This window comes from Plantibacter sp. Leaf314 (genome assembly GCF_001423185.1).
Taxonomy (GTDB): Bacteria; Actinomycetota; Actinomycetes; order Actinomycetales; family Microbacteriaceae; genus Plantibacter.
Map to the genome: position 1 here is coordinate 2,671,707 of NZ_LMOB01000001.1, position 17,076 is coordinate 2,688,782.

General features: G+C 70.9%; 19 protein-coding genes. 10 read left to right on the top strand and 9 right to left on the bottom strand.

Features of this window, described 5'->3' with window-relative positions; translation table 11 throughout:
* The first annotated feature begins 44 nt into the window (after positions 1–44).
* Positions 45–1,028, top strand: a complete 984-nt coding sequence (locus ASF68_RS12575; protein ID WP_056010779.1) for a C40 family peptidase — start codon at positions 45–47, stop codon at positions 1,026–1,028.
* A gap of 134 nt (positions 1,029–1,162) precedes the next feature.
* Positions 1,163–2,578, top strand: a complete 1,416-nt coding sequence (locus ASF68_RS12580; RefSeq protein ID WP_235526798.1) for a carboxylesterase family protein — start codon at positions 1,163–1,165, stop codon at positions 2,576–2,578.
* Between the two features lie 16 nt (positions 2,579–2,594).
* On the opposite strand, the gene ASF68_RS12585 is transcribed toward ASF68_RS12580, so the two are convergent.
* Positions 2,595–3,131, bottom strand: a complete 537-nt coding sequence (locus tag ASF68_RS12585) for a hypothetical protein (protein WP_056010782.1) — start codon at positions 3,129–3,131, stop codon at positions 2,595–2,597.
* Between the two features lie 22 nt (positions 3,132–3,153).
* Positions 3,154–3,771: a TetR/AcrR family transcriptional regulator gene (locus tag ASF68_RS12590; protein WP_082498605.1), complete on the bottom strand. Its 618-nt coding sequence runs from the start codon at positions 3,769–3,771 to the stop codon at positions 3,154–3,156.
* A gap of 44 nt (positions 3,772–3,815) precedes the next feature.
* Here ASF68_RS12590 and ASF68_RS12595 point away from each other — a divergent pair, with 44 nt between their 5' ends.
* Complete coding sequence (locus ASF68_RS12595) at positions 3,816–4,184, top strand: DUF952 domain-containing protein (RefSeq protein WP_056010785.1); 369 nt, start codon at positions 3,816–3,818, stop codon at positions 4,182–4,184.
* A gap of 31 nt (positions 4,185–4,215) precedes the next feature.
* Here ASF68_RS12595 and ASF68_RS12600 read toward each other — a convergent pair whose 3' ends face one another.
* The 4 genes from ASF68_RS12600 to ASF68_RS12615 all read right to left on the bottom strand — a co-directional run bounded on the left by ASF68_RS12600 (position 4,216) and on the right by ASF68_RS12615 (position 8,500).
* The gene (locus tag ASF68_RS12600) at positions 4,216–4,476 is read right to left on the bottom strand and encodes a Txe/YoeB family addiction module toxin (protein ID WP_056010787.1); all 261 of its coding nucleotides are present in this window, start codon (positions 4,474–4,476) and stop codon (positions 4,216–4,218) included.
* Positions 4,473–4,724, bottom strand: coding sequence for a type II toxin-antitoxin system Phd/YefM family antitoxin (locus ASF68_RS12605; RefSeq protein WP_056010789.1), 252 nt, complete (start codon positions 4,722–4,724; stop codon positions 4,473–4,475). The genes ASF68_RS12600 and ASF68_RS12605 overlap by 4 nt, the downstream gene beginning before the upstream one ends.
* Before the next feature lie 63 nt (positions 4,725–4,787).
* A complete protein-coding gene (locus ASF68_RS12610; protein ID WP_056010790.1) occupies positions 4,788–5,801 on the bottom strand; it encodes an LLM class flavin-dependent oxidoreductase in 1,014 nt (337 codons plus the stop codon).
* Positions 5,802–5,806: 5 nt separating this feature from the next.
* Positions 5,807–8,500: a glycoside hydrolase family 78 protein gene (locus tag ASF68_RS12615; protein WP_056010792.1), complete on the bottom strand. Its 2,694-nt coding sequence runs from the start codon at positions 8,498–8,500 to the stop codon at positions 5,807–5,809.
* Positions 8,501–8,748: 248 nt separating this feature from the next.
* Here ASF68_RS12615 and ASF68_RS12620 point away from each other — a divergent pair, with 248 nt between their 5' ends.
* The 6 genes from ASF68_RS12620 (at position 8,749) to ASF68_RS12645 (ending at position 13,307) form a co-directional block, all read left to right on the top strand.
* Positions 8,749–10,053, top strand: coding sequence for a Tm-1-like ATP-binding domain-containing protein (locus ASF68_RS12620; protein ID WP_056010795.1), 1,305 nt, complete (start codon positions 8,749–8,751; stop codon positions 10,051–10,053).
* 2 nt (positions 10,054–10,055) lie between these two features.
* Complete coding sequence (locus ASF68_RS12625) at positions 10,056–10,880, top strand: phosphoenolpyruvate hydrolase family protein (RefSeq protein ID WP_056010798.1); 825 nt, start codon at positions 10,056–10,058, stop codon at positions 10,878–10,880.
* Between the two features lie 47 nt (positions 10,881–10,927).
* Positions 10,928–11,386, top strand: a complete 459-nt coding sequence (locus tag ASF68_RS12630; protein WP_056010801.1) for a cupin domain-containing protein — start codon at positions 10,928–10,930, stop codon at positions 11,384–11,386.
* Positions 11,386–11,781 carry an AraC family ligand binding domain-containing protein gene (locus tag ASF68_RS12635; protein ID WP_056010804.1) on the top strand — a complete coding sequence of 132 codons (396 nt, stop codon included), beginning with the start codon at positions 11,386–11,388 and terminating at the stop codon, positions 11,779–11,781. The genes ASF68_RS12630 and ASF68_RS12635 overlap by 1 nt, the downstream gene beginning before the upstream one ends.
* Positions 11,782–11,791: 10 nt before the next feature.
* Complete coding sequence (locus ASF68_RS12640; RefSeq protein ID WP_056010807.1) at positions 11,792–12,655, top strand: NAD(P)-dependent oxidoreductase; 864 nt, start codon at positions 11,792–11,794, stop codon at positions 12,653–12,655.
* 136 nt (positions 12,656–12,791) lie between these two features.
* Positions 12,792–13,307, top strand: coding sequence for a hypothetical protein (locus tag ASF68_RS12645; protein WP_157580353.1), 516 nt, complete (start codon positions 12,792–12,794; stop codon positions 13,305–13,307).
* Positions 13,308–13,329: 22 nt separating this feature from the next.
* Here ASF68_RS12645 and ASF68_RS19225 read toward each other — a convergent pair whose 3' ends face one another.
* Together ASF68_RS19225 and ASF68_RS12655 are read right to left on the bottom strand one after the other, a co-directional pair.
* A complete protein-coding gene (locus ASF68_RS19225) occupies positions 13,330–14,691 on the bottom strand; it encodes an HNH endonuclease signature motif containing protein (protein WP_056010813.1) in 1,362 nt (453 codons plus the stop codon).
* A gap of 38 nt (positions 14,692–14,729) precedes the next feature.
* The gene (locus ASF68_RS12655) at positions 14,730–15,434 is read right to left on the bottom strand and encodes a YafY family protein (RefSeq protein WP_056010816.1); all 705 of its coding nucleotides are present in this window, start codon (positions 15,432–15,434) and stop codon (positions 14,730–14,732) included.
* A 73-nt stretch (positions 15,435–15,507) separates the two neighbouring features.
* On the opposite strand from ASF68_RS12655, the gene ASF68_RS12660 reads away from it, so the two are divergent.
* A complete protein-coding gene (locus tag ASF68_RS12660; protein WP_056010819.1) occupies positions 15,508–16,293 on the top strand; it encodes an alpha/beta fold hydrolase in 786 nt (261 codons plus the stop codon).
* On the opposite strand, the gene ASF68_RS12665 is transcribed toward ASF68_RS12660, so the two are convergent.
* A complete protein-coding gene (locus ASF68_RS12665) occupies positions 16,290–17,006 on the bottom strand; it encodes an NADPH-dependent F420 reductase (RefSeq protein WP_082498606.1) in 717 nt (238 codons plus the stop codon). The genes ASF68_RS12660 and ASF68_RS12665 overlap by 4 nt on opposite strands.
* Between the last annotated feature and the right edge of the window lie 70 nt (positions 17,007–17,076).

Below are 17,076 nucleotides of genomic sequence, written 5' to 3' on the forward strand. Positions count from 1 at the left end.
AGCGCGCCCCCGACGCGCACGAGACCCAGGACGGTACCCCACCCATGACCAGCACCACGCCCGCGCGCGCCGTCGAACGACTGCACGTGGACACCCCGGCCACCACCCTCACGCAGACCTCCGGCGCCGCGCCGACCACTTCGGCGTCGACGACGCCCCGGCCGTCCCGCGGCGGTGGTGGCCGTCACGTCGCCCTGAGCCCTCGCGCCGCGCGTCGGGCCGCCCGGCTCGAGGACGACCGCTGGACGGCGTCCGCCGAGGACGAGCGACGCCACGTCGACCTCGTGCCCGTGAAGCGTCCGTCCGCGAAGCGCGGCAAGGGCTCGTTCGCGAGGCGCGCGAAGCCGTTCGCCACACTCGGCGTCATGACCCTCGCCACCGGCTTGTTCGTCTCGGTCTCGATGCCGGCCGCCGCGGCCGGAGTCGACGTCGACGCCGCGACCGGTGGTGCGATCCCGTCCGCCGCGACCATGCAGTCCGTGTCCTACTCGGTGCCCTCGACCGCCACGGCCGCACCGTTCACGCGCGACGGGTACGGCGCGACCAGCCAGGAGGAGCTCGACGCCTCCGCAGCGGCTGCCGCTGCTGCCGCCGCGCAGGCCGCCGCCGCCGAGAGCGCCTCGGCCTCCGCGTCCTCGTCCGCCTCCGCGTCGTCCGGCCGCACCTTCCCGGCACCGAACGTCGCCCGCTCCGGCGAGGCGATCCTCAACTACGCGGCGCAGTTCGTCGGTGTCGTGCCCTACGGCAACGGCAACGACCCGTCGGACAGCTTCGCCTGCGACGGCTACGTCCAGTACGTGTTCGCGGCCTTCGGTGTCTCCCTGCCGCGCGGGGCCGGTGCGCAGGCGGCGTCCGGCGTGCAGATCTCGGCGTCCGAGGCCGTGGCCGGCGACCTGCTCTACTGGCCTGAAGGGCACATCGCGATCTACGACGGCAACGGTGGCATGTACGACTCGCCCGACTGGGGTCGGTACGTCCAGCACCGCCTGACCATCTGGGGCGACCCGGTCTACATCCGCATCCCGTAGGCGGGCCCGTCGTCCACAACTCCTGCTCGACCCGCCCTCGGCCGGCAACTTGGCCAGGGTCGGGCTGCCGTGTCTTCGGTGTGAGCCCGTCGGGCAGGAGTTGTGCACAGGCCGCTCGGGGATAGCGTGGACAGATGACCGAGTTGCACGCGAGCCCGACCTCCGACGCACCAGGTGCGGAGGCGTCCGCGCCTCCGATGTCGCCGCCGGACGAACGAGGCTTCGAGACCTCCGTCGGCACCATCCTCGCGAAGGTCGACGGCCCGGTCGTGCGGGCGCTCGGCATCCCCTACGCCCGCGCGGGTCGCTTCGAGGTGCCGGTTCCGACGGGGCTGCCGACCGAGGCCGATGGCACCGCGACCCCCTACCGCGCCCTCCGTCGTGCGCCCGCCTCGCCGCAGCGGCCGTCACGGGTGCTCGAGGCCGTCCTCGAGGGGGCAGGCGAAGGGATGGTCGATTCCGAGGACTGTCAGGCGCTCTCGATCACGATGCCCGCCGACGTGCAGCCCGGCGAGGCGCTGCCGGTCATGGTGTGGATCCACGGCGGTGCCTACGTCACGGGCGCCGGTGACCTCGACGTCTACGATCCGATCAACCTGGTCGTCGAGCAGCGGGTCGTCGTCGTGTCGGTCACCTATCGGCTGGGCATACTCGGGTTCCTCGGCGACGGCGAGGCGCTGCCGGCCAACCTCGGTCTCCTCGACCTCGTGCTCGCGCTCCGCTGGATCCACGAGCACATCGCGGCGTTCGGCGGCGATCCCGGCCTGGTCACCCTGTTCGGGCAGTCCGCAGGTGCCGACGCCATCGCCCACCTCATGATCAGTGACGGCACCGCGGGGCTGTTCCGCCGGGTGATCCTGCAGAGTGCGCCGCTCGGCATCAGCAGCGGCCGGGCGAAGATGGCGAGCGCCATGATGCGGGCGGCCGGGGTGCCGGATCGCGACACCCCGGTCGGTGAACTGATGGCTCTGGAGGAGCGGGTGGAACGTGCCGCGCGGCGCTTCGGGCTGCGTGGTGGCATGGCGTTCGGCACCCAGTACGGGCACGCGCCGCTCCCGGCGGAGGCCGATCGCGACGCAGCGTGGCGGGAGGCCGCCTCGCACATCGACGTGCTCATCGGTTCGACGACCGAGGAGACACGTCTCTACGTGCCGCTCATCCCGGTGTTCGCGCGGCTCACCGCGATGCCGCTCGTCGGGGTCCCGATCCGACGGGCGCTCGTCGGCGCGACGACGCACCTGACCTACACCCGCGATGCGAAGGCGTTCGTCGAACGGCATCGGGCGTCCGGCGGTCGCGCGAGCCGGTACGAGCTCAGCTGGGCACCGCCGGGCAGCCCCTACGGCGCTTCGCACGTCACGGATCTGCCGCTCCTGCTCGGCACCGAGCGGGCCTGGAGCCGGACGGCGCTCATCGGCACGTCGAGCTGGTCGGAGGTCGACCGTCGTGGTCGATTCCTGCGCCAGATGTGGGCGGACTTCGCGCGTGACGGGGTCCTGGCCGCTGACGCGACCGCGGGCCTGAGCGACGTGGTCACGCTCGACCGCTGAGCGTGCGGCCGGGTGACTACTCCTGGAGTGCCTTCACGGAGGGGAGCAGGTTCGCGACGCTGGCGTAGTAGACGACGCCATCCCGGTAGGTCACGACGGGCAGGTAGTCGGGGTCGTTCACGTCGGGGGCCTGGAGGGCACCTGCGACCGATGCGTCGGTCTCGGTCCATCCGGCGCCGATGAGCGACTGCTTCTGGGTGTCCCACTCGGCGCTGGTCTTGGCTCCCTGCGCGTACCAGACGCGGATGTCGCCGCCGGAGCGGGCCCAGTAGCAACCGAGGCCGCCGGCGTCGATGATCGACTGCATCGTGTCGTCGAGGACGAAGATGTCGGGGTCCAGGACCAGCCCGTCCTCCGCGAGGCTCGCGTACTCCTCATCCGTCAGGACGGTTTCGCAGCTCGCGTCGCTCATGGGCTCGGAGGTTGCCGAGGGCGTGGCCGTCGGTGCCGCGGTGGTCGCGGAGGGGGCGGACGTCTGCGTCGGGGTTCCTGCCGAACAGCCCGCGAGGGCGAGGAGGACGACGGCGAGGGCGGGGAGAGTGGAACGCTTCACGATCGTAAGTGTGTCAGACGACTTACACGCTCGGAATCAGGGTCGTCCCGGGTTGCGTGGCCGATGGTTCGTGGACTAGCTCCTCGTCAGCGACCAGTGCCAGGGACGCGCGGGCATGCGCCCGTGCTTCGGCCGGCGTCGGCGCAGCGGACAAGCCGAGCAGCCTGCGTCGATGCGGTTCGCCGAGGAGCAGGGTGTAGAGCTGCTCCGCCTGCTCGCCGACGTGGCCGGACAGGAAGGCGATCGAGCGAGCCGGCCCCGCGGCGTAGAACCCGGCGGCGACCTCGGGGAAGCGCGGAGACTCCGCGATCACGAGGCGGTGCAGGGCGACCGAGACGTCCGCGTGCAGCGCCAACACCAGCCGGGTCGCCGCGTCTTCGAGGGACTCGGCGTCGGACCCTGGGGCGTCGACCGCGATGAGGTAGGCGTGCTGTCGCTCGACGGCCGCCGACAGCACGCCGGCGAGATCGCCGAACCAGTTGTAGATCGTCCGCTTCGTCACGCCGGCGTCGGCGGCGATCGCCTCGATCGTCGTCCCGCCGTACCCGTGCGCGGTGAATCGTCCGATGGCCGCGTCGAGGATCGCATCGCGGCGGCGGTCCCGTTCGGCAGCCGTCGGGCGACCTCGTCTCGTGTCCATGCTCTAATGATACGGTAGCGTCTCATTCAAGCGAAAGGGTGGAGATGACGAAGATCTTGCACGTGGCGATCGTCGACGACTGGGAGGCCAGCAGGCCGTTCGGCGAGTACGAGGTGTCGACGAGGGCGGTGCCCTTCGTGGATGCCGGGTTCGTCCACGCGACGACCGCCGACGGTCTGCCCGAGGTGCTCGACCGCGTCTACGGCTCGCTCCAGCTGCCACTGCTGCTCATCGTGCTGGACGCCGAGGAACTGCAGGCAGCAGGCGCCGAGGTCACCTGGGAGCCCGCGCCGCGCGTCCTCGCCCCACTGCCCACCGCGGGCCCGGCGGTGATCGCGGAACTTCCGCTCGAACGCGATGCGACCGGCGCCTGGCAGGTGCCCGCGGCGCTCGCCGGACTGACGATGGGCTAGGCGGTCATCACCTGGCTCGGTGTGTACCCGCTCAGTAGTGGTCGCGCGCCTGCAGGATGACGATGTGGGTGTCGGTCACCAGGTACACGAGTCGGTTCGCGTCGTCGATCCGTCGAGACCAGGCTCCTGACAGGATGTGCTTCAACGGCTCGGGCTTCCCGATGCCCACGAACGGATCCCGGAGGACGTCCTGGATGAGCAGGTTGATCCGCTTGAGTGTCTTGCGGTCTTGGCTCTGCCAGGAGGTGTAGTCCTCCCAGCCGCTGCGGTCGAAGGCCAGCTGCCGGGTCACGCGTCGAGCAGCTTGTGGGTCTCGAACTCCCCGTTCCGAGCGCGTTCGAGCGAGGCGAGGAGGCGTTCGGCACCCTTGGCGTTGCGGAGCAGGTACGCGGTCTCGACCATGGCGTCGTAATCGTCCTTCGAGACGAGGACCGCGTTCCCCCGCTTCGAGACGACCTCGACCGGCACGTGGTCGTCGTTCACCTGTTGGATGAGACCGAACAGGTTCTTGCGTGCGTCGGTCGCGGTGATCGCTGACATGGGGAGCCTCCTGGAGTGGTACAGAAAAGCGTACCACTCCAGCTGGCCGTCGGCCTCCTCGGACTACCTGAGTGCCGGCTTGATGTCCTTCACGATCGACTCGAGGATGCGGGCGTTGAATTCGACCCCCAGCTGGTTCGGCACGGTGACGAGGACGGTGTCCGCCGCCTGGACGGCCGCATCGGCCGCGAGCTCGGCGGCGATGACGTCGGGTTCGCCGATGAAGCTGCGACCGAAGCGCGCGAGCCCGCCGTCGAGATGACCGACCTGGTCCTTCGAGTCGGCCTGCGCGCGCAGGCCGAAGTAACGTCGCGTCTCGTCGTCGATGAGCGGGAGGATGCTGCGGCTCACTGAGACCCTCGGCTGCCACTCGTGACCGGCTTCGGCCCACGCCGCGCGGAACATCGCGATCTGCTCGGCCTGCAGCTCGTCGAACGGCACGCCCGTGTCCTCGGTGAGGAGCGTCGACGACATCAGGTTCATGCCCTGCTCCGCCGTCCAGACGGCCGTCGACCGCGAACCGGCACCCCACCAGATGCGCTCGCCGAGGCCCGGCGACTGCGGCTGGATCGCCAGCAGGCCGTTCGTCCCGGTCATCTGCGGGTTCGCCCGGGCGACCCCGGCTCCGGCGATCGCCGCACGGAACACCTCGGTGTGCGCGCGGGCGACGTCGGCGTCCGTCTCGTCCTCGCCGGGTGCGTACCCGAACGACTCCGAACCGCGGAGCGCCGTCTCGGGTGATCCCCGGCTCACACCGAGCTCCAGTCGCCCGTCACTGATGAGGTCGGTGGCCGCAGCCTCCTCCGCCATGTAGAGCGGGTTCTCGTAGCGCATGTCGATGACACCGGTGCCGAGCTCGATGCGCGAGGTCTTCGCCGCCATCGCCGCGAGCAGCGGGAACGGCGAGGCGAGCTGTCGGGTGAAGTGGTGCACGCGCACGTAGGCGCCGTCGACGCCGACCTCCTCCGCGGCGACCGCGAGGTCGATGCTCTGCAGGAGCGCGTCGCGCCCCGTGCGCACGCTGGAGCCCGGAACGTCTTGCCAGTGTCCGAAGGACAGGAACCCGATCTTCTTCACGCTGGCTACAGCGTCGCGTGCACCGGTTCTATTCCGGTGAATGGATCTGTCGTGCCGGTGGTGGACGGCTGCGCATCGACCCCGACCGCGAAGCGATGCGTCCCGCTCGTCACCGACACCGGCTCAGCACCCGGGAGGTCGACGACCGCCGAGGTCCCCGTCGGAACCTCGACCTCGACCTGCAACGCGCCGTCGGCGATGGTCCAGGCGATTGACGCGCGCCCGTACGGCGTCAGGTGCACCGCCGAGGCGTGGTTGAGCCCGCCGCCGGGCCGCGGCTTGAACAGGATCGACCGGTACCCGGGCGCGGCCGGCGCGATGCCAGCGACGACCCGGTGCAGCCAGTCGGCGACCGCGCCCAGCGCGTAGTGGTTGAACGAGGTCATCTGCCCGGGATTCACGGTGCCGTCCGGCAGCATGCTGTCCCAGCGTTCCCAGATCGTCGTCGCCCCCTGCGCGACCGCGTACAGCCACGACGGGCACCCGTCCTCCAGGAGCAGGTCGTACGCGCGATCGAGGTGGCCCGACGACGTCAGCGCGTCGCTCACGATCGGGGTGCCGACGAAGCCCGTCGCGATCCGGTTGCCCGCGCCGGCGACGAGGGCGCTCAGCCGATCGCCGGCGCGGTCGACCGCCTCCGCATCCGGCAGGAGCTCGAAGGCGATCGCGAGCGAGTACGCGGTCTGGGCGTCACTCGTCATGACCCCGTCCTCGCCGACGTACTCCGCCAGGAACGCGCGGCGGGTCGCCTCGGCGAGGTCGGCGTAGTGCTCCGCGTCGGCGGAGCGTCCGAGCACGGCGGCGGTCTTCGCGAGGTGCGCCGTGGACCAGGCCGAGTAGGCGGTGGCGACGAGGTACCGGTCGGTGAGCGACTCGGCGGGCCGGTCCGGCGGGGCGGCCGGATCGAGCCAGTCGCCCAGCTGGAAGCCCTCGTTCCACAGGTGGCCAGGGCCCGAGAGGCGGTGCACGAGGTCGACCCACCGCTTCGCACTGTCGTACTGGGCAGCGAGGACGCCGAGGTCGCCGAAGCGCTCGTAGAGCACCCAGGGCGTGAGGACCGCGACGTCGCCCCACACCGCGCCGGGCCGGTTCGGTGTCCACTGCCCGTCGTCGGGGATGAACGGCACGTACCAGGGCACGGTGCCGTCCTCGTGCTGCTCGACCGCCACGTCGCGCAGCCAGGAGCCGAGCATGCCCGACACGTCGTAGAGGAAGGAGGCGGTGCGCGCGAACACCTGGAGGTCGCCCGTCCACCCGACGCGTTCGTCGCGCTGCGGGCAATCGGTGGGGAGGTCGACGAAGTTGCCGCGCATGCTCCAGAGCACGTTCTCGTGGAGCCGGTTCACGCGTTCGTCGGAGCTCTCGAACCAGCCCGTGCGTTCGAGGTCCGAATGGTAGACGCGTGCGACGACGTCGCCGTTCGCGACGGCTGCGTCGAGGTCGCCCGGCCATCCGCTGATCTCCGCGTACCGGAACCCGTGGATCGTGAACCGGGGTTCCCACGTTTCGGCAGCTCCACCGTCCGGCGGGGTCGGTCGGCCGGCGAGCGTGTAGCTGTCGGTCGCCTTCGCCTCCCGCAGCGGACGGGTGTAGATCTCGCCTGCCTGCATGACCTCGGCCGTGCGGATCACGACCGTCTCGCCGGCCGTTCCCGAGAGTCGGATCCTGAGTCGACCGACGAGGTTCTGTCCGAGGTCGAGGATGCGTCTCCCGCTCGGGCTCGTGAGGACCGCGATGGGTGCGACCTCCTCGACGGCGCGAACCGGCGGACCCTCGGGGGCGACGAAGGTGGACGGGTCGCGGGTGCCGATGCGGACGCCCGTCCACGCGCTCGCGTCGAAGCCCGGCGACGACCATCCCGGCCGTTCCTCGCGGGCGTCGTAGTGTTCGCCGTCGTAGTTGCCCGAGCTGATGATGGGTCCGAGGGACGCGCGCCACCGCTCGTCGGTCGCGACCGTCTCGACACGGCCGTCGTGGTACCGCAGCTCCAGTTGCGCGATGAGCGACAGGTCCGAGCCGAACAGGTTGCGGAAGCCGCCGCGCCAGCCGAGGCGCCCCCGGTGCCAACCGTCGCCCATCCAGGAGCCGATCGCGTTGTCGCCGGGGTGGAGGAGCTCGGTGACATCGTGCGTCGCGGTGCGCAGTCGGCTGGCGTAACTCGTCCAACCCGGGGCGAGCGCCTCGTCGCCGATTCGACGACCGTTGATCTCCGCCTCGTAGACACCGTGCGCCGTGACGTACAGGCGGGCGGACTCGAGGCCCGCACCGACGGTGAAGTCGCGCCGCAGGAGGGGCGGCCGGCGGGTGTCGCTGTCGGGATCCTCGTCCCAGTCCGCGGCGATGGGCTTCGCGACCCAGTCGTTCGGCGAGAGGAGGCCGGCCTCGACCGTCGCCGCCGGTCCCCAGTCCGCCACCTCGTCGGTCTGGGTCTCAGCGCTCCCACCGCCCCACACCCGGACACGCACCGAGGCGACCTCGCGTGAGCGGAGCGGTTCACCCGGCCAGGCGACGAGGACCGATTCGCCGGTGGCGATGCGTCCGGTGGTCGTCACCCGATCGCCTCGCGTGATCTCGATCTCGGCGGCGCGCTGCTCCCAGCCGGCCGGGCCCAGGTTGGTCCAGCTGAGCCGGGGCTTCGCCACACCGATACCGCGGGCCTCGCGGAGATGCTCGAATCGGGGAGCGCTCGTGGTCACCATCGTGGCTGCTGGTCCTTTCGTCAGGCAGGGCGCGTCGCAGCTCGCGAGCGATCAACTCTGACACGTTTCAAAAACTGATCGTACAACGGACGCAAGCGCGAAAGCCAGCGGTTCACGGTACTTCTTGACACGTTTCAAAACTTGGAGCAGGATGGAGGCGCTGGCAGGGTCGGAGCGGACCCGCCAGGTGGGACGGGCCCCGGATCGAGGCCGTCCCGCGCTCACGACGACGACGATGGAGAGCGACGATGACCACACCCGAGGCAGCCAGCGGAACCGAGACGGGCGGAACGGGACGACCGGCCGTCGCGCTCGTCGGCACCCTCGACACCAAGGGGGTCGAGTACGCGTGGATCGCCGAGCGGCTCGGGGAACTCGGTGCCGACGTCGTGGTCGTCGACGCCGGGACGCGCGAGCCCCACGGCTACCCGGCAGCCGTCGACCACCCGAACCGCGAGGTGGCGGCTGCAGGCGGGACGGATCTCAAGACCTTGCTCGCAGCAGAGGATCGCGGCGCGGCCGTGAGTGCGATGGGCGAGGGTGCCGCGGCCGTGGTCGGACGCCTGCACGCCTCGGGGCGCATCGACGCCGTCCTCGCGCTCGGCGGGAGCGGCGGATCGGCGATCGCCGCCCGCGTCTTCCGTGATCTGCCGATCGGGACGCCGAAGCTCCTCGTCTCGACGATGGCGTCCGGCGACGTCTCCCCATACGTCGGAGCGAACGACGTGACACTCGTGTACAGCGTGGTCGACATCGCCGGGATCAACCAGATCTCCCGCGCAGTCCTGGGCAATGCGGCCGCCGCCGTCGCCGGCATGGCCGCGGCCGCGAAGACTCGCGGTCTGGCCTCCTCCGCCGAGCGCATGGACCGGCCGCTCATCGGGGCGTCGATGTTCGGGGTGACGACCCCGGCGGTCGACGCGGCCCGCGAGCGTCTCGACGAGCTCGGCTACGAGGTGCTCGTCTTCCACGCCACCGGGTCGGGCGGGCAGGCGCTCGAGTCGCTCGCCCGCAGCGGGATGCTCGCGGGGGTGCTCGACCTCACGACCACCGAGCTCGCCGACGATCTCGTCGGCGGCGTCCTGACCGCCGGTCCTGACCGCCTCACCGCGGCCGGCGCGGCGGGCGTGCCACAGCTCGTCAGTCTCGGTGCACTCGACATGGTCAACTTCGGGCCGCGCGCCACCGTCCCGGAACGCTTCGCCGATCGCGACTTCTTCGTCCACAACGCGACCGTCACCCTCATGCGCACCACGGTCGACGAGAACCGCGAGCTGGGTGCCCGCATCGGCCGGAAACTCGCTGCGGCGACGGGCCCGACGGTGCTGCTGATCCCGCGCGGTGGTGTCTCGGCCCTCGACGCCGACGGCCTGCCCTTCCACGACCCGGAGGCGGACGCCGCGCTCGTCGAAGCGGTGCTCGCCGGCCTGGACGGCAGTGCGGTCACCGTCGTCGACCGCCCGGAGCACCTCAACGACCCGGCGTTCGCGAGACTCGCCGCCGACACCCTGCACGCGCTCATCGAGGACAGCAGCACCACGGAGGAGGACTGACCATGGACAGGACCATCGCACTCGAACGGCTCCGCGCCACCGTCGCGCGAGGGCAGGCCGTCATCGGTGCCGGAGCGGGCACCGGCATCTCGGCGAAGTCCGCGGAGGCCGGCGGCGTCGACCTCATCATCATCTACAACTCGGGACGGTACCGGATGGCCGGTCGAGGCTCGCTCTCGGGGCTGCTCGCCTACGGGGACGCCAACCAGGTCGTCGTCGAGATGAGTCGCGAGGTGCTGCCGATCGTGCGAGACACCCCCGTACTCGCGGGCGTGAACGGCACCGACCCGTTCCGCATCATGGAGCGCTTCCTCGACGAGCTCAAGACCATGGGGTTCACGGGCGTCCAGAACTTCCCGACCGTCGGTCTGTTCGACGGCGTGTTCCGCCAGAACCTCGAGGAGACGGGCATGGGCTACGACCTCGAGGTCGACATGGTCCGACTCGCGGCCGAACGCGACCTCCTCACCGCCCCTTACGTCTTCGACGTCGAGTCGACGGTCGCGATGACCGAGGCGGGTGCCGACGTCCTCGTCCCGCACATGGGCCTGACGACCGCGGGCACGATCGGTGCGACCACGGCGCTCTCCCTCGAGGAGTCCGCCCGCCGGGTGCAGGAGATGCGGGATGCCGCCGTCGCGATCAACCCGGACGTCATCGTGCTCTGCCACGGCGGCCCGATCGCGGAACCCGAGGACGCGGCCTTCATCCTCGCCAACACGACGGGCGTCGCGGGTTTCTTCGGTGCTTCCTCGGCGGAGCGGCTGCCGACCGAGCGCGCGATCAAGCGTCAGATCGAGGACTTCAAAGCCATCCCGACCCGCTGACCGACCCGCGGCGCCCGCCGCACCACCCACTCGACGAGGAGCACCCCATGACCGACACCCCGAACACCGCTGCGCGACCCATCACCCCGGCCACCGCCGGTCGCCGACCGGACGAGGTCCCCACGCGGGTCTTCGACTGGGGCACCATCAAGTGGCTCGTCACCCCGCACCTCGACGAGGGTGCCGGCCTCACCGTCGGCGAGGTCATCGTCTACCCCGGGCAGGGGCACGCACCGCACCAGCACCCGGGCGAGGAGGAGGTCATCACGGTCATCTCCGGCGAGGGGGTGCAGACGGTCGGAGACGGCCCGGCCTTCCCGATCCGCGAAGGCGACGCCGTCTACATCCCGAAAGACACGGTGCACTCCACCTACAACACGACCTGGCGTCCGCTGCGGCTGTCGGTCGTCTACACGCCTGGTGGCGCCGAGACGGGTCTCGACGGGCTGCCCGACGCGCGCATCCTCGACGCCGGCGAGGCTCCGAGCTGGAAGCAGGACCGCTGATGCCGGTGATCGAACCGGGTTCCTGGGTGCATCCCGGCTCGAAGCCGGACTGGAGCGAGATCGGCACGATCGGTCGCTTCGCGGTGTCGGTCGACGGTGGCCGGTTCGACCGGCACCACCACGACGACCACGAGATCTGGTTCATCGCCGAGGGCAAGGGCAAGGTGTTCGTCGACGGCGCGGAGCGCTATGTGCAGTCGGGCGACATCGTGCTGACGCAGGCGGGCGACACCCATGACATCGTCGAGGTGTACGAGACGATCCGCGGGTTCTTCACCGAGACGGGACTGCCGACGGGAGGTCGGGTCGGTCATCTGCACGCGGACGAGTCGGACGCCGCCGGGCACGTGGTGACCGCGCTCCCGGTTCCGGCCGACTTCCCGGCCCGAGCCTAGGATCGTCGGTATGCGCATCGCCGTCACCGGGAGTTCGGGCAAGCTCGGGTCCGCCACCGTCGAACGCCTGCGCCGGGACGGCCACGCGGTGCACGGGCTCGACCTCGCGGGTGCAGCCGGGCCCGGGTTCACCCGCGTGGACCTGACCGACTACGGGCAGACGATCGACAGCCTGCTCGGCGTGACGGCCCGGTTCTCCGGCCTCGACGCCGTGGTGCACCTGGCGGCCATCCCGGTGAACGGGCTCGTGCCGGACGCGGCGACGTTCCACAACAACCTGACGGTGTCGTTCAACGTGCTGCATGGGGCGTTGCGCGCGGGGATCCGGACGATCGTGACCGCGTCGAGCATCACGGCCATGGGCTTCCCGTTCGAGGAGGCGCCGGAGTCCCTGCCGATCGACGAGACCGTCAGCCGCGCCAACAACACCTATGCGCTGGGGAAGGTCGCCGAGGAGGCGATGGCGGCGCAGCTCGTGCGGTGGGCCGAGGGCACGTCGATCACTGCGCTGCGGTTCACGAACGTGGTCGCGCCGGGGGAGTACGGGACGTTCGCGCGGGCGTCGGAGCCCGGATATCGGCGTGATCTCCTGTTCAGCTACGTCGATGCTCGTGACGGTGCGCAGGCGGTCGCGCTCGCGCTGGCCCGAGCGGAGCCGGGGTTCGAGGTGTACGACGTGTGCGCCTCCGACACCGGGACGACGGTGCCGTCGGCGGAGCTCGCGGCGACGCACTTCCCCGGCGTGCCGCTGCGCGAGGGGCTCGGCGAGTTCGAGACGCTCATGTCCATCGACAAGGCCCGTGCGCGCCTCGGCTACGAGCCCGAGCATCTCTGGCGGGACGAGTTCGAGCGCGAGGAGGCGGCGCGGGGCTGATCGGCGGCCTCGAATCCGGTGCGAGGTAGGGTGAGCGGGCGGCGGTCCGGGGGTGGACCGCGGCTTTGGGGGAAGTATGACCGGGTCATCGAGCGAACCGCTGCCGGGGGAAGCCGGGCCGGATGAGGTCGTGCCCGTGGCTGATGGGTTCTTCCACGAGCGGGAGTATCCGAGGACTCCGTTCAGGCAGGCTGCTCGCCGGCTCGCAACCACGCTCGCGATGCTCGTGGCCGGTGTCGCCGCGGTGATCGCGGTGATCGGGTTCGGTATCGGATCATTCCAGGGCACCTACCCGACTCTCGACGGGCAGGTCAAGACGTGCGGTTACGCGTCCGTCGAGTCCGAATGCCAGGTGGAGCTGCGATCGTCGGTCGAGACGGTGTTCGGTGTCGACCTGGGCGACGACGTGCGGGTCAGTGAGTTGCGGAGATCGGGCATCCTGTCCATCACCTATACCGCCAGGCTCGAGTTCGCCTCCGCCGCCGAGGTGCCGACGGCCGCGACCGCAGTGACGGCCTCTGAGGGCTTGAACACCAAGCTCGAGCGCGAAGGAGCGGCCGGCGTGGGCCCGATCCGCTTCGGGAAGGGACAGGCTGCGCGTGGCGACATGGCGGACGGTACCGTCGTCGTCTACCTCAGGACGATCGTCTGAACGCCGCACGGCGATCACCGCGTCATCCGGTCTCGGCGAACGCCGGTCTGGTTTCGTGTTGGCGTCCGTCAGGTGTCGTCCAATGGAGTGTGCCGCCTGGGTGATGCTCGACCTCCCACCTGGGTAGGTGTTTGAGTCGATGATGATGTCGGCAGAGGGCGGCGAGGTTGTCGATACTCGTGGTGCCACCGTGCTCCCACGCCGTGGTGTGGTCGAGGTCGCAATTGCGTGCCTGTCGGCCGCATCCCGGTGCCCGACACGTGACGTCGCGCAGACGCACCGCGCGCTGGAGATCGGCCGGCACCCGGTACTGCTCGTGGCCGACGGAGAGGATGGCGCCGGTCTCCGGTTGGGTGAGCACTCTCGTCATGGACGGGGCTGCGACCGCGAGCCGGGCGGCGGTGTCGGGGTCGATCGGCCCGTAGCCGTCGAGGGTACTCGGCTCGTCGGTGACGCCGAGGAGCGAGAGGACGGGGACATCGAGCTGGACGGTGGGCCGGATGTGCGCCTCGACGTCGACGGGGCGTTCGATGAGCGCGACCTGCTGAGTCGATCTGGCAGACCAGTCCCTCGGGGCGCTCGAACCTCCGAGCCACACCACCTCCCCGCCGGATTCCGGGTCGGCGGGGATCGCCTTGTCATCGGTGCTGACGGTGCCCGCCACGGCCAGCGAGGACAGCGCGTCGGCGCGAAGCTGCGCGAGCGTACGGTCGTCGCCCGCGGCGCGAGCCGGCACGGCAACACCGTCGAGCCGGGACATGATCGCGTACGCGATGGGCGCGGTCGTCATGAGGTTCAGCCAGGCCATGCCGTCTGCTGCGGGCTCGATCGTCACTCGGCGGTCGGCTTGGGAGCGGCGCGCTCGTACGGTGATCGACTCGGGGTGCAACCGTTCGCGCAGCACCCGGGCGCGTCGCTTGAGGAGCGCCGGCGTCGTCCGCTCGGCGACCGGGAGCACCTGCTGGAGGAATGTCTCGCGCCCGTCGGCCGGGACGTCGCGCAGTTGGTCGGTCACGGCCCTGGCATGTCCGGCGCTGATCGTGCCGCGTTCCAGCGCTTGGAGTACCGACGGCGCCTGGTGGACGAGGGTCTCCGCCTCACCGATGCGGTGCTGCAGCGTCGGCTCGGACATCCGCGTCGCCATGGCGAGCGATGCGCAGATCGAACGCCGTGCGAGGTCGCGTCCTTCCGACTCGGACATGCGCGATGACATCACTGCGGAGGTGGTCCCGTCGGCGTACGCCGCCGCCTCCGCGAGGAGTCGGACTTCCTCGGCGTCGAGCGCGGCTCGTCGCCGGGCGAGCTCCGCGAAGCGGTCCGAGAACGAGGCGAGGCGCGCTGCGAAGACGTCGCTCGGGTGCTCGCGGCGCTCAGTGGTGGTCATGCCTTCAGTCCATCACGGACCACTGACATTCGAGATGATCAGTACGGATTTATCCGGCCGTGGACCGGGTTCGCGTGCGCCGGTGGTTCGCCGACCTCTGCGACGGTGTGGCCGCTGCAGCTCGCCGAGGTCACGCTGGCCCGCTCGACCCGCGACACGGTGAACCACCGCATCGCGTCGCGCATCCGGCACCACCCCACGAGGTACCACTGCCCGTTCGTCGAGGCGAACAGCACGGGCTCGACGTCGCGGGTGGTCGTACTCCCCGTCCCCGAGGTGTACCGGATGCGCACGACCCGCTGGTCCGCCATCGCCTCTTCGAGCGCGGACCGGACGGCGCGCGAGGCGGTCGGCGGGGCGTCGACCCAGATGCGGTCGGCCAGGGCGTCGGCTCGGGCACGGGTCCTCGGATCGAGGACGTCCAGGATCTTCGCGACGCCGGCCGTCGCCAGGTCGGCGTAGGGGGCGTCGGGTGCGGCCGCCGCTGCCGCCATGAGCGCGACCGCCTGCACCGGGGAGAGGCTGATCGGTGGAAGCGTGGTGCCGACGGCCAAGCCATACCCGCCGCCGGGACCCGGGCGAGACCAGATGGGCGCACCGCTGCGCTCGAGCGCCTGGAGGTCCCGCTTGACGGTGCGCACGGAGACCTCGAAGTCGCGTGCGAGCCGCTCGGCGGAACACCCGCGGGATCCACTCCGACGCAGGGCCTCCGTCAGCGCGTGCAATCGCTCCGCCCGTTTCATCGGTCGCCGAGATTCGTATTCATGTCAGAAATCGTGACACACTGCTGCGCAGGTCGGGATCGAGAGTGGAGACATGACCACACCGAACACCACCCCCGCCATCATCCTCATCGCCGGCCACTGGCTGGGCGACTGGGCCTGGGACGAGGTCGTCGAGCAGCTCGACCTCGACCACTCGCGCGTCTTCGCGATCACCCTGCCCGGCCTCGACGACGCCGATCCCGACCGCGCGACGAGGACCCTCGACGACCAGGCCACCGCCATCCTGGACGCCCTCGATCGGCCCGACGTGTCCGCGGAGCATCCGGCGCTCGTCGTCGCGCACAGTGGGGCGAACGGACCCGTCAGCCTCGTCCTCGACCGGTGCCCCGATCTCGTCGGGCGGGTGGTGTGGGTCGACTCCGGGCCGATGGCCTCCGGAACGGCCTTCGCCCCGGACCTTCCGCCGGAGGTGACGGAGCTCCCGCTGCCCGCCTTCGACGTCCTCTCGCAGCAGGCGAGCCTCGACGGCCTGAGCGCCGAGGTCCTCGACCGGTTCCGGGCCAGGGCGATCCCTGAGCCGGGGCCCGTCCTGCGTCAGCGCATCGAACTGACGAACCCAGCCCGGAACGCCGTGCCGACCACCCTGGTGTGCTGTTCAATCTCCAGCGCGCAGGTCCTCGACATGGCCAGGGGCGGGCACCCGATGTTCGCCGAGGTGGCCGAGCTCGAGTCCGTCGACGTCGTCGACCTCCCCACGGGGCACTGGCCGATGTGGAGCCGTGCCGGCGAGCTCGCGGACGTGATCCGGTCGGCAGCGCTCAGCCCGCGTCCGGCTCGTCCCGGGTCGTCGGCGACCGCGTCGGACGGGACCGCCTAGCTGACGCCCTGGCCGGCGGTCGCGAGCGCCCGCACCTCGGCGACCTCGCGGATCTCGTCGGCACCGATGTTCGCGCCGAAGAGTTCGTGTCCCGGCTCGAGGACGACGCCCGCGTGGAGCGGCCCGATCTCGACCGGGTCGAAACCGAGTGCGTCCACGACCGCGGCGACGGCCGCCCGGTCCTCCTGGGCGTCGCCGGCGATGGCGATGCCCTTGCGTCCCGGCGCGCCGGCCGGGCGGGGCTCGCCGTCGAGGTCGTGGTAGCCCATGTGGTTGAACGCCTTCACGACGCGCGACTCCGGCAGGAACTCGGCGATCAGTTCGCTCGTGGAGGTCGCCGGTGCACTCAGGTCGGTCCGGTGCCCGTCGACCTCCCACCAGTAGTTCATGGCGTCGAGCACGAGCTTGCCGCGCAGCTCCTCGACCGGCAGCGTCCGGTACTTGCCGAGCGGGAGGGCGAGGATCACGAGGTCGGCCCGTGCTGCGGCGTCCGCCGAGGTCGTGGCGACGGCACCGGGAGCGAGCACGTCGATCGTGAGGGCGATCCGGGCCGCCTCGCGCGAACCACTGATGAGCACGCGGTATCCGGCGGCGACCGCGAGGCGTGCCAGGACCGTGCCGACCTTGCCGGCGCCGAGGATGCCGATGGTCGGCGCCTCGGCCGAGGTCCGCTCGTCGGTGGTCCGGTCGGGCCCGGAGGTGGTGTCGGACATGAGGCTCCTTCATGAACGGTGCGACTGCACGCGGTCGCCTGGATCAACCGGGGGTCGTCCGTCGCTATTC

Coding starts and splice junctions, on each gene's coding strand:
- ASF68_RS12615 (WP_056010792.1), bottom strand. CDS start 8,500: ATGGTGACCACGAGCGCTCCCCGATTCGAGCATCTCCGCGAGGCCCGC.
- ASF68_RS12640 (WP_056010807.1), top strand. CDS start 11,792: ATGCGCATCGCCGTCACCGGGAGTTCGGGCAAGCTCGGGTCCGCCACC.
- ASF68_RS12635 (WP_056010804.1), top strand. CDS start 11,386: ATGCCGGTGATCGAACCGGGTTCCTGGGTGCATCCCGGCTCGAAGCCG.
- ASF68_RS12605 (WP_056010789.1), bottom strand. CDS start 4,724: ATGTCAGCGATCACCGCGACCGACGCACGCAAGAACCTGTTCGGTCTC.
- ASF68_RS12655 (WP_056010816.1), bottom strand. CDS start 15,434: ATGAAACGGGCGGAGCGATTGCACGCGCTGACGGAGGCCCTGCGTCGG.
- ASF68_RS12665 (WP_082498606.1), bottom strand. CDS start 17,006: ATGTCCGACACCACCTCCGGGCCCGACCGGACCACCGACGAGCGGACC.
- ASF68_RS12575 (WP_056010779.1), top strand. CDS start 45: ATGACCAGCACCACGCCCGCGCGCGCCGTCGAACGACTGCACGTGGAC.
- ASF68_RS19225 (WP_056010813.1), bottom strand. CDS start 14,691: ATGACCACCACTGAGCGCCGCGAGCACCCGAGCGACGTCTTCGCAGCG.
- ASF68_RS12620 (WP_056010795.1), top strand. CDS start 8,749: ATGACCACACCCGAGGCAGCCAGCGGAACCGAGACGGGCGGAACGGGA.
- ASF68_RS12625 (WP_056010798.1), top strand. CDS start 10,056: ATGGACAGGACCATCGCACTCGAACGGCTCCGCGCCACCGTCGCGCGA.
- ASF68_RS12580 (WP_235526798.1), top strand. CDS start 1,163: ATGACCGAGTTGCACGCGAGCCCGACCTCCGACGCACCAGGTGCGGAG.
- ASF68_RS12590 (WP_082498605.1), bottom strand. CDS start 3,771: ATGGACACGAGACGAGGTCGCCCGACGGCTGCCGAACGGGACCGCCGC.
- ASF68_RS12630 (WP_056010801.1), top strand. CDS start 10,928: ATGACCGACACCCCGAACACCGCTGCGCGACCCATCACCCCGGCCACC.
- ASF68_RS12595 (WP_056010785.1), top strand. CDS start 3,816: ATGACGAAGATCTTGCACGTGGCGATCGTCGACGACTGGGAGGCCAGC.
- ASF68_RS12660 (WP_056010819.1), top strand. CDS start 15,508: ATGACCACACCGAACACCACCCCCGCCATCATCCTCATCGCCGGCCAC.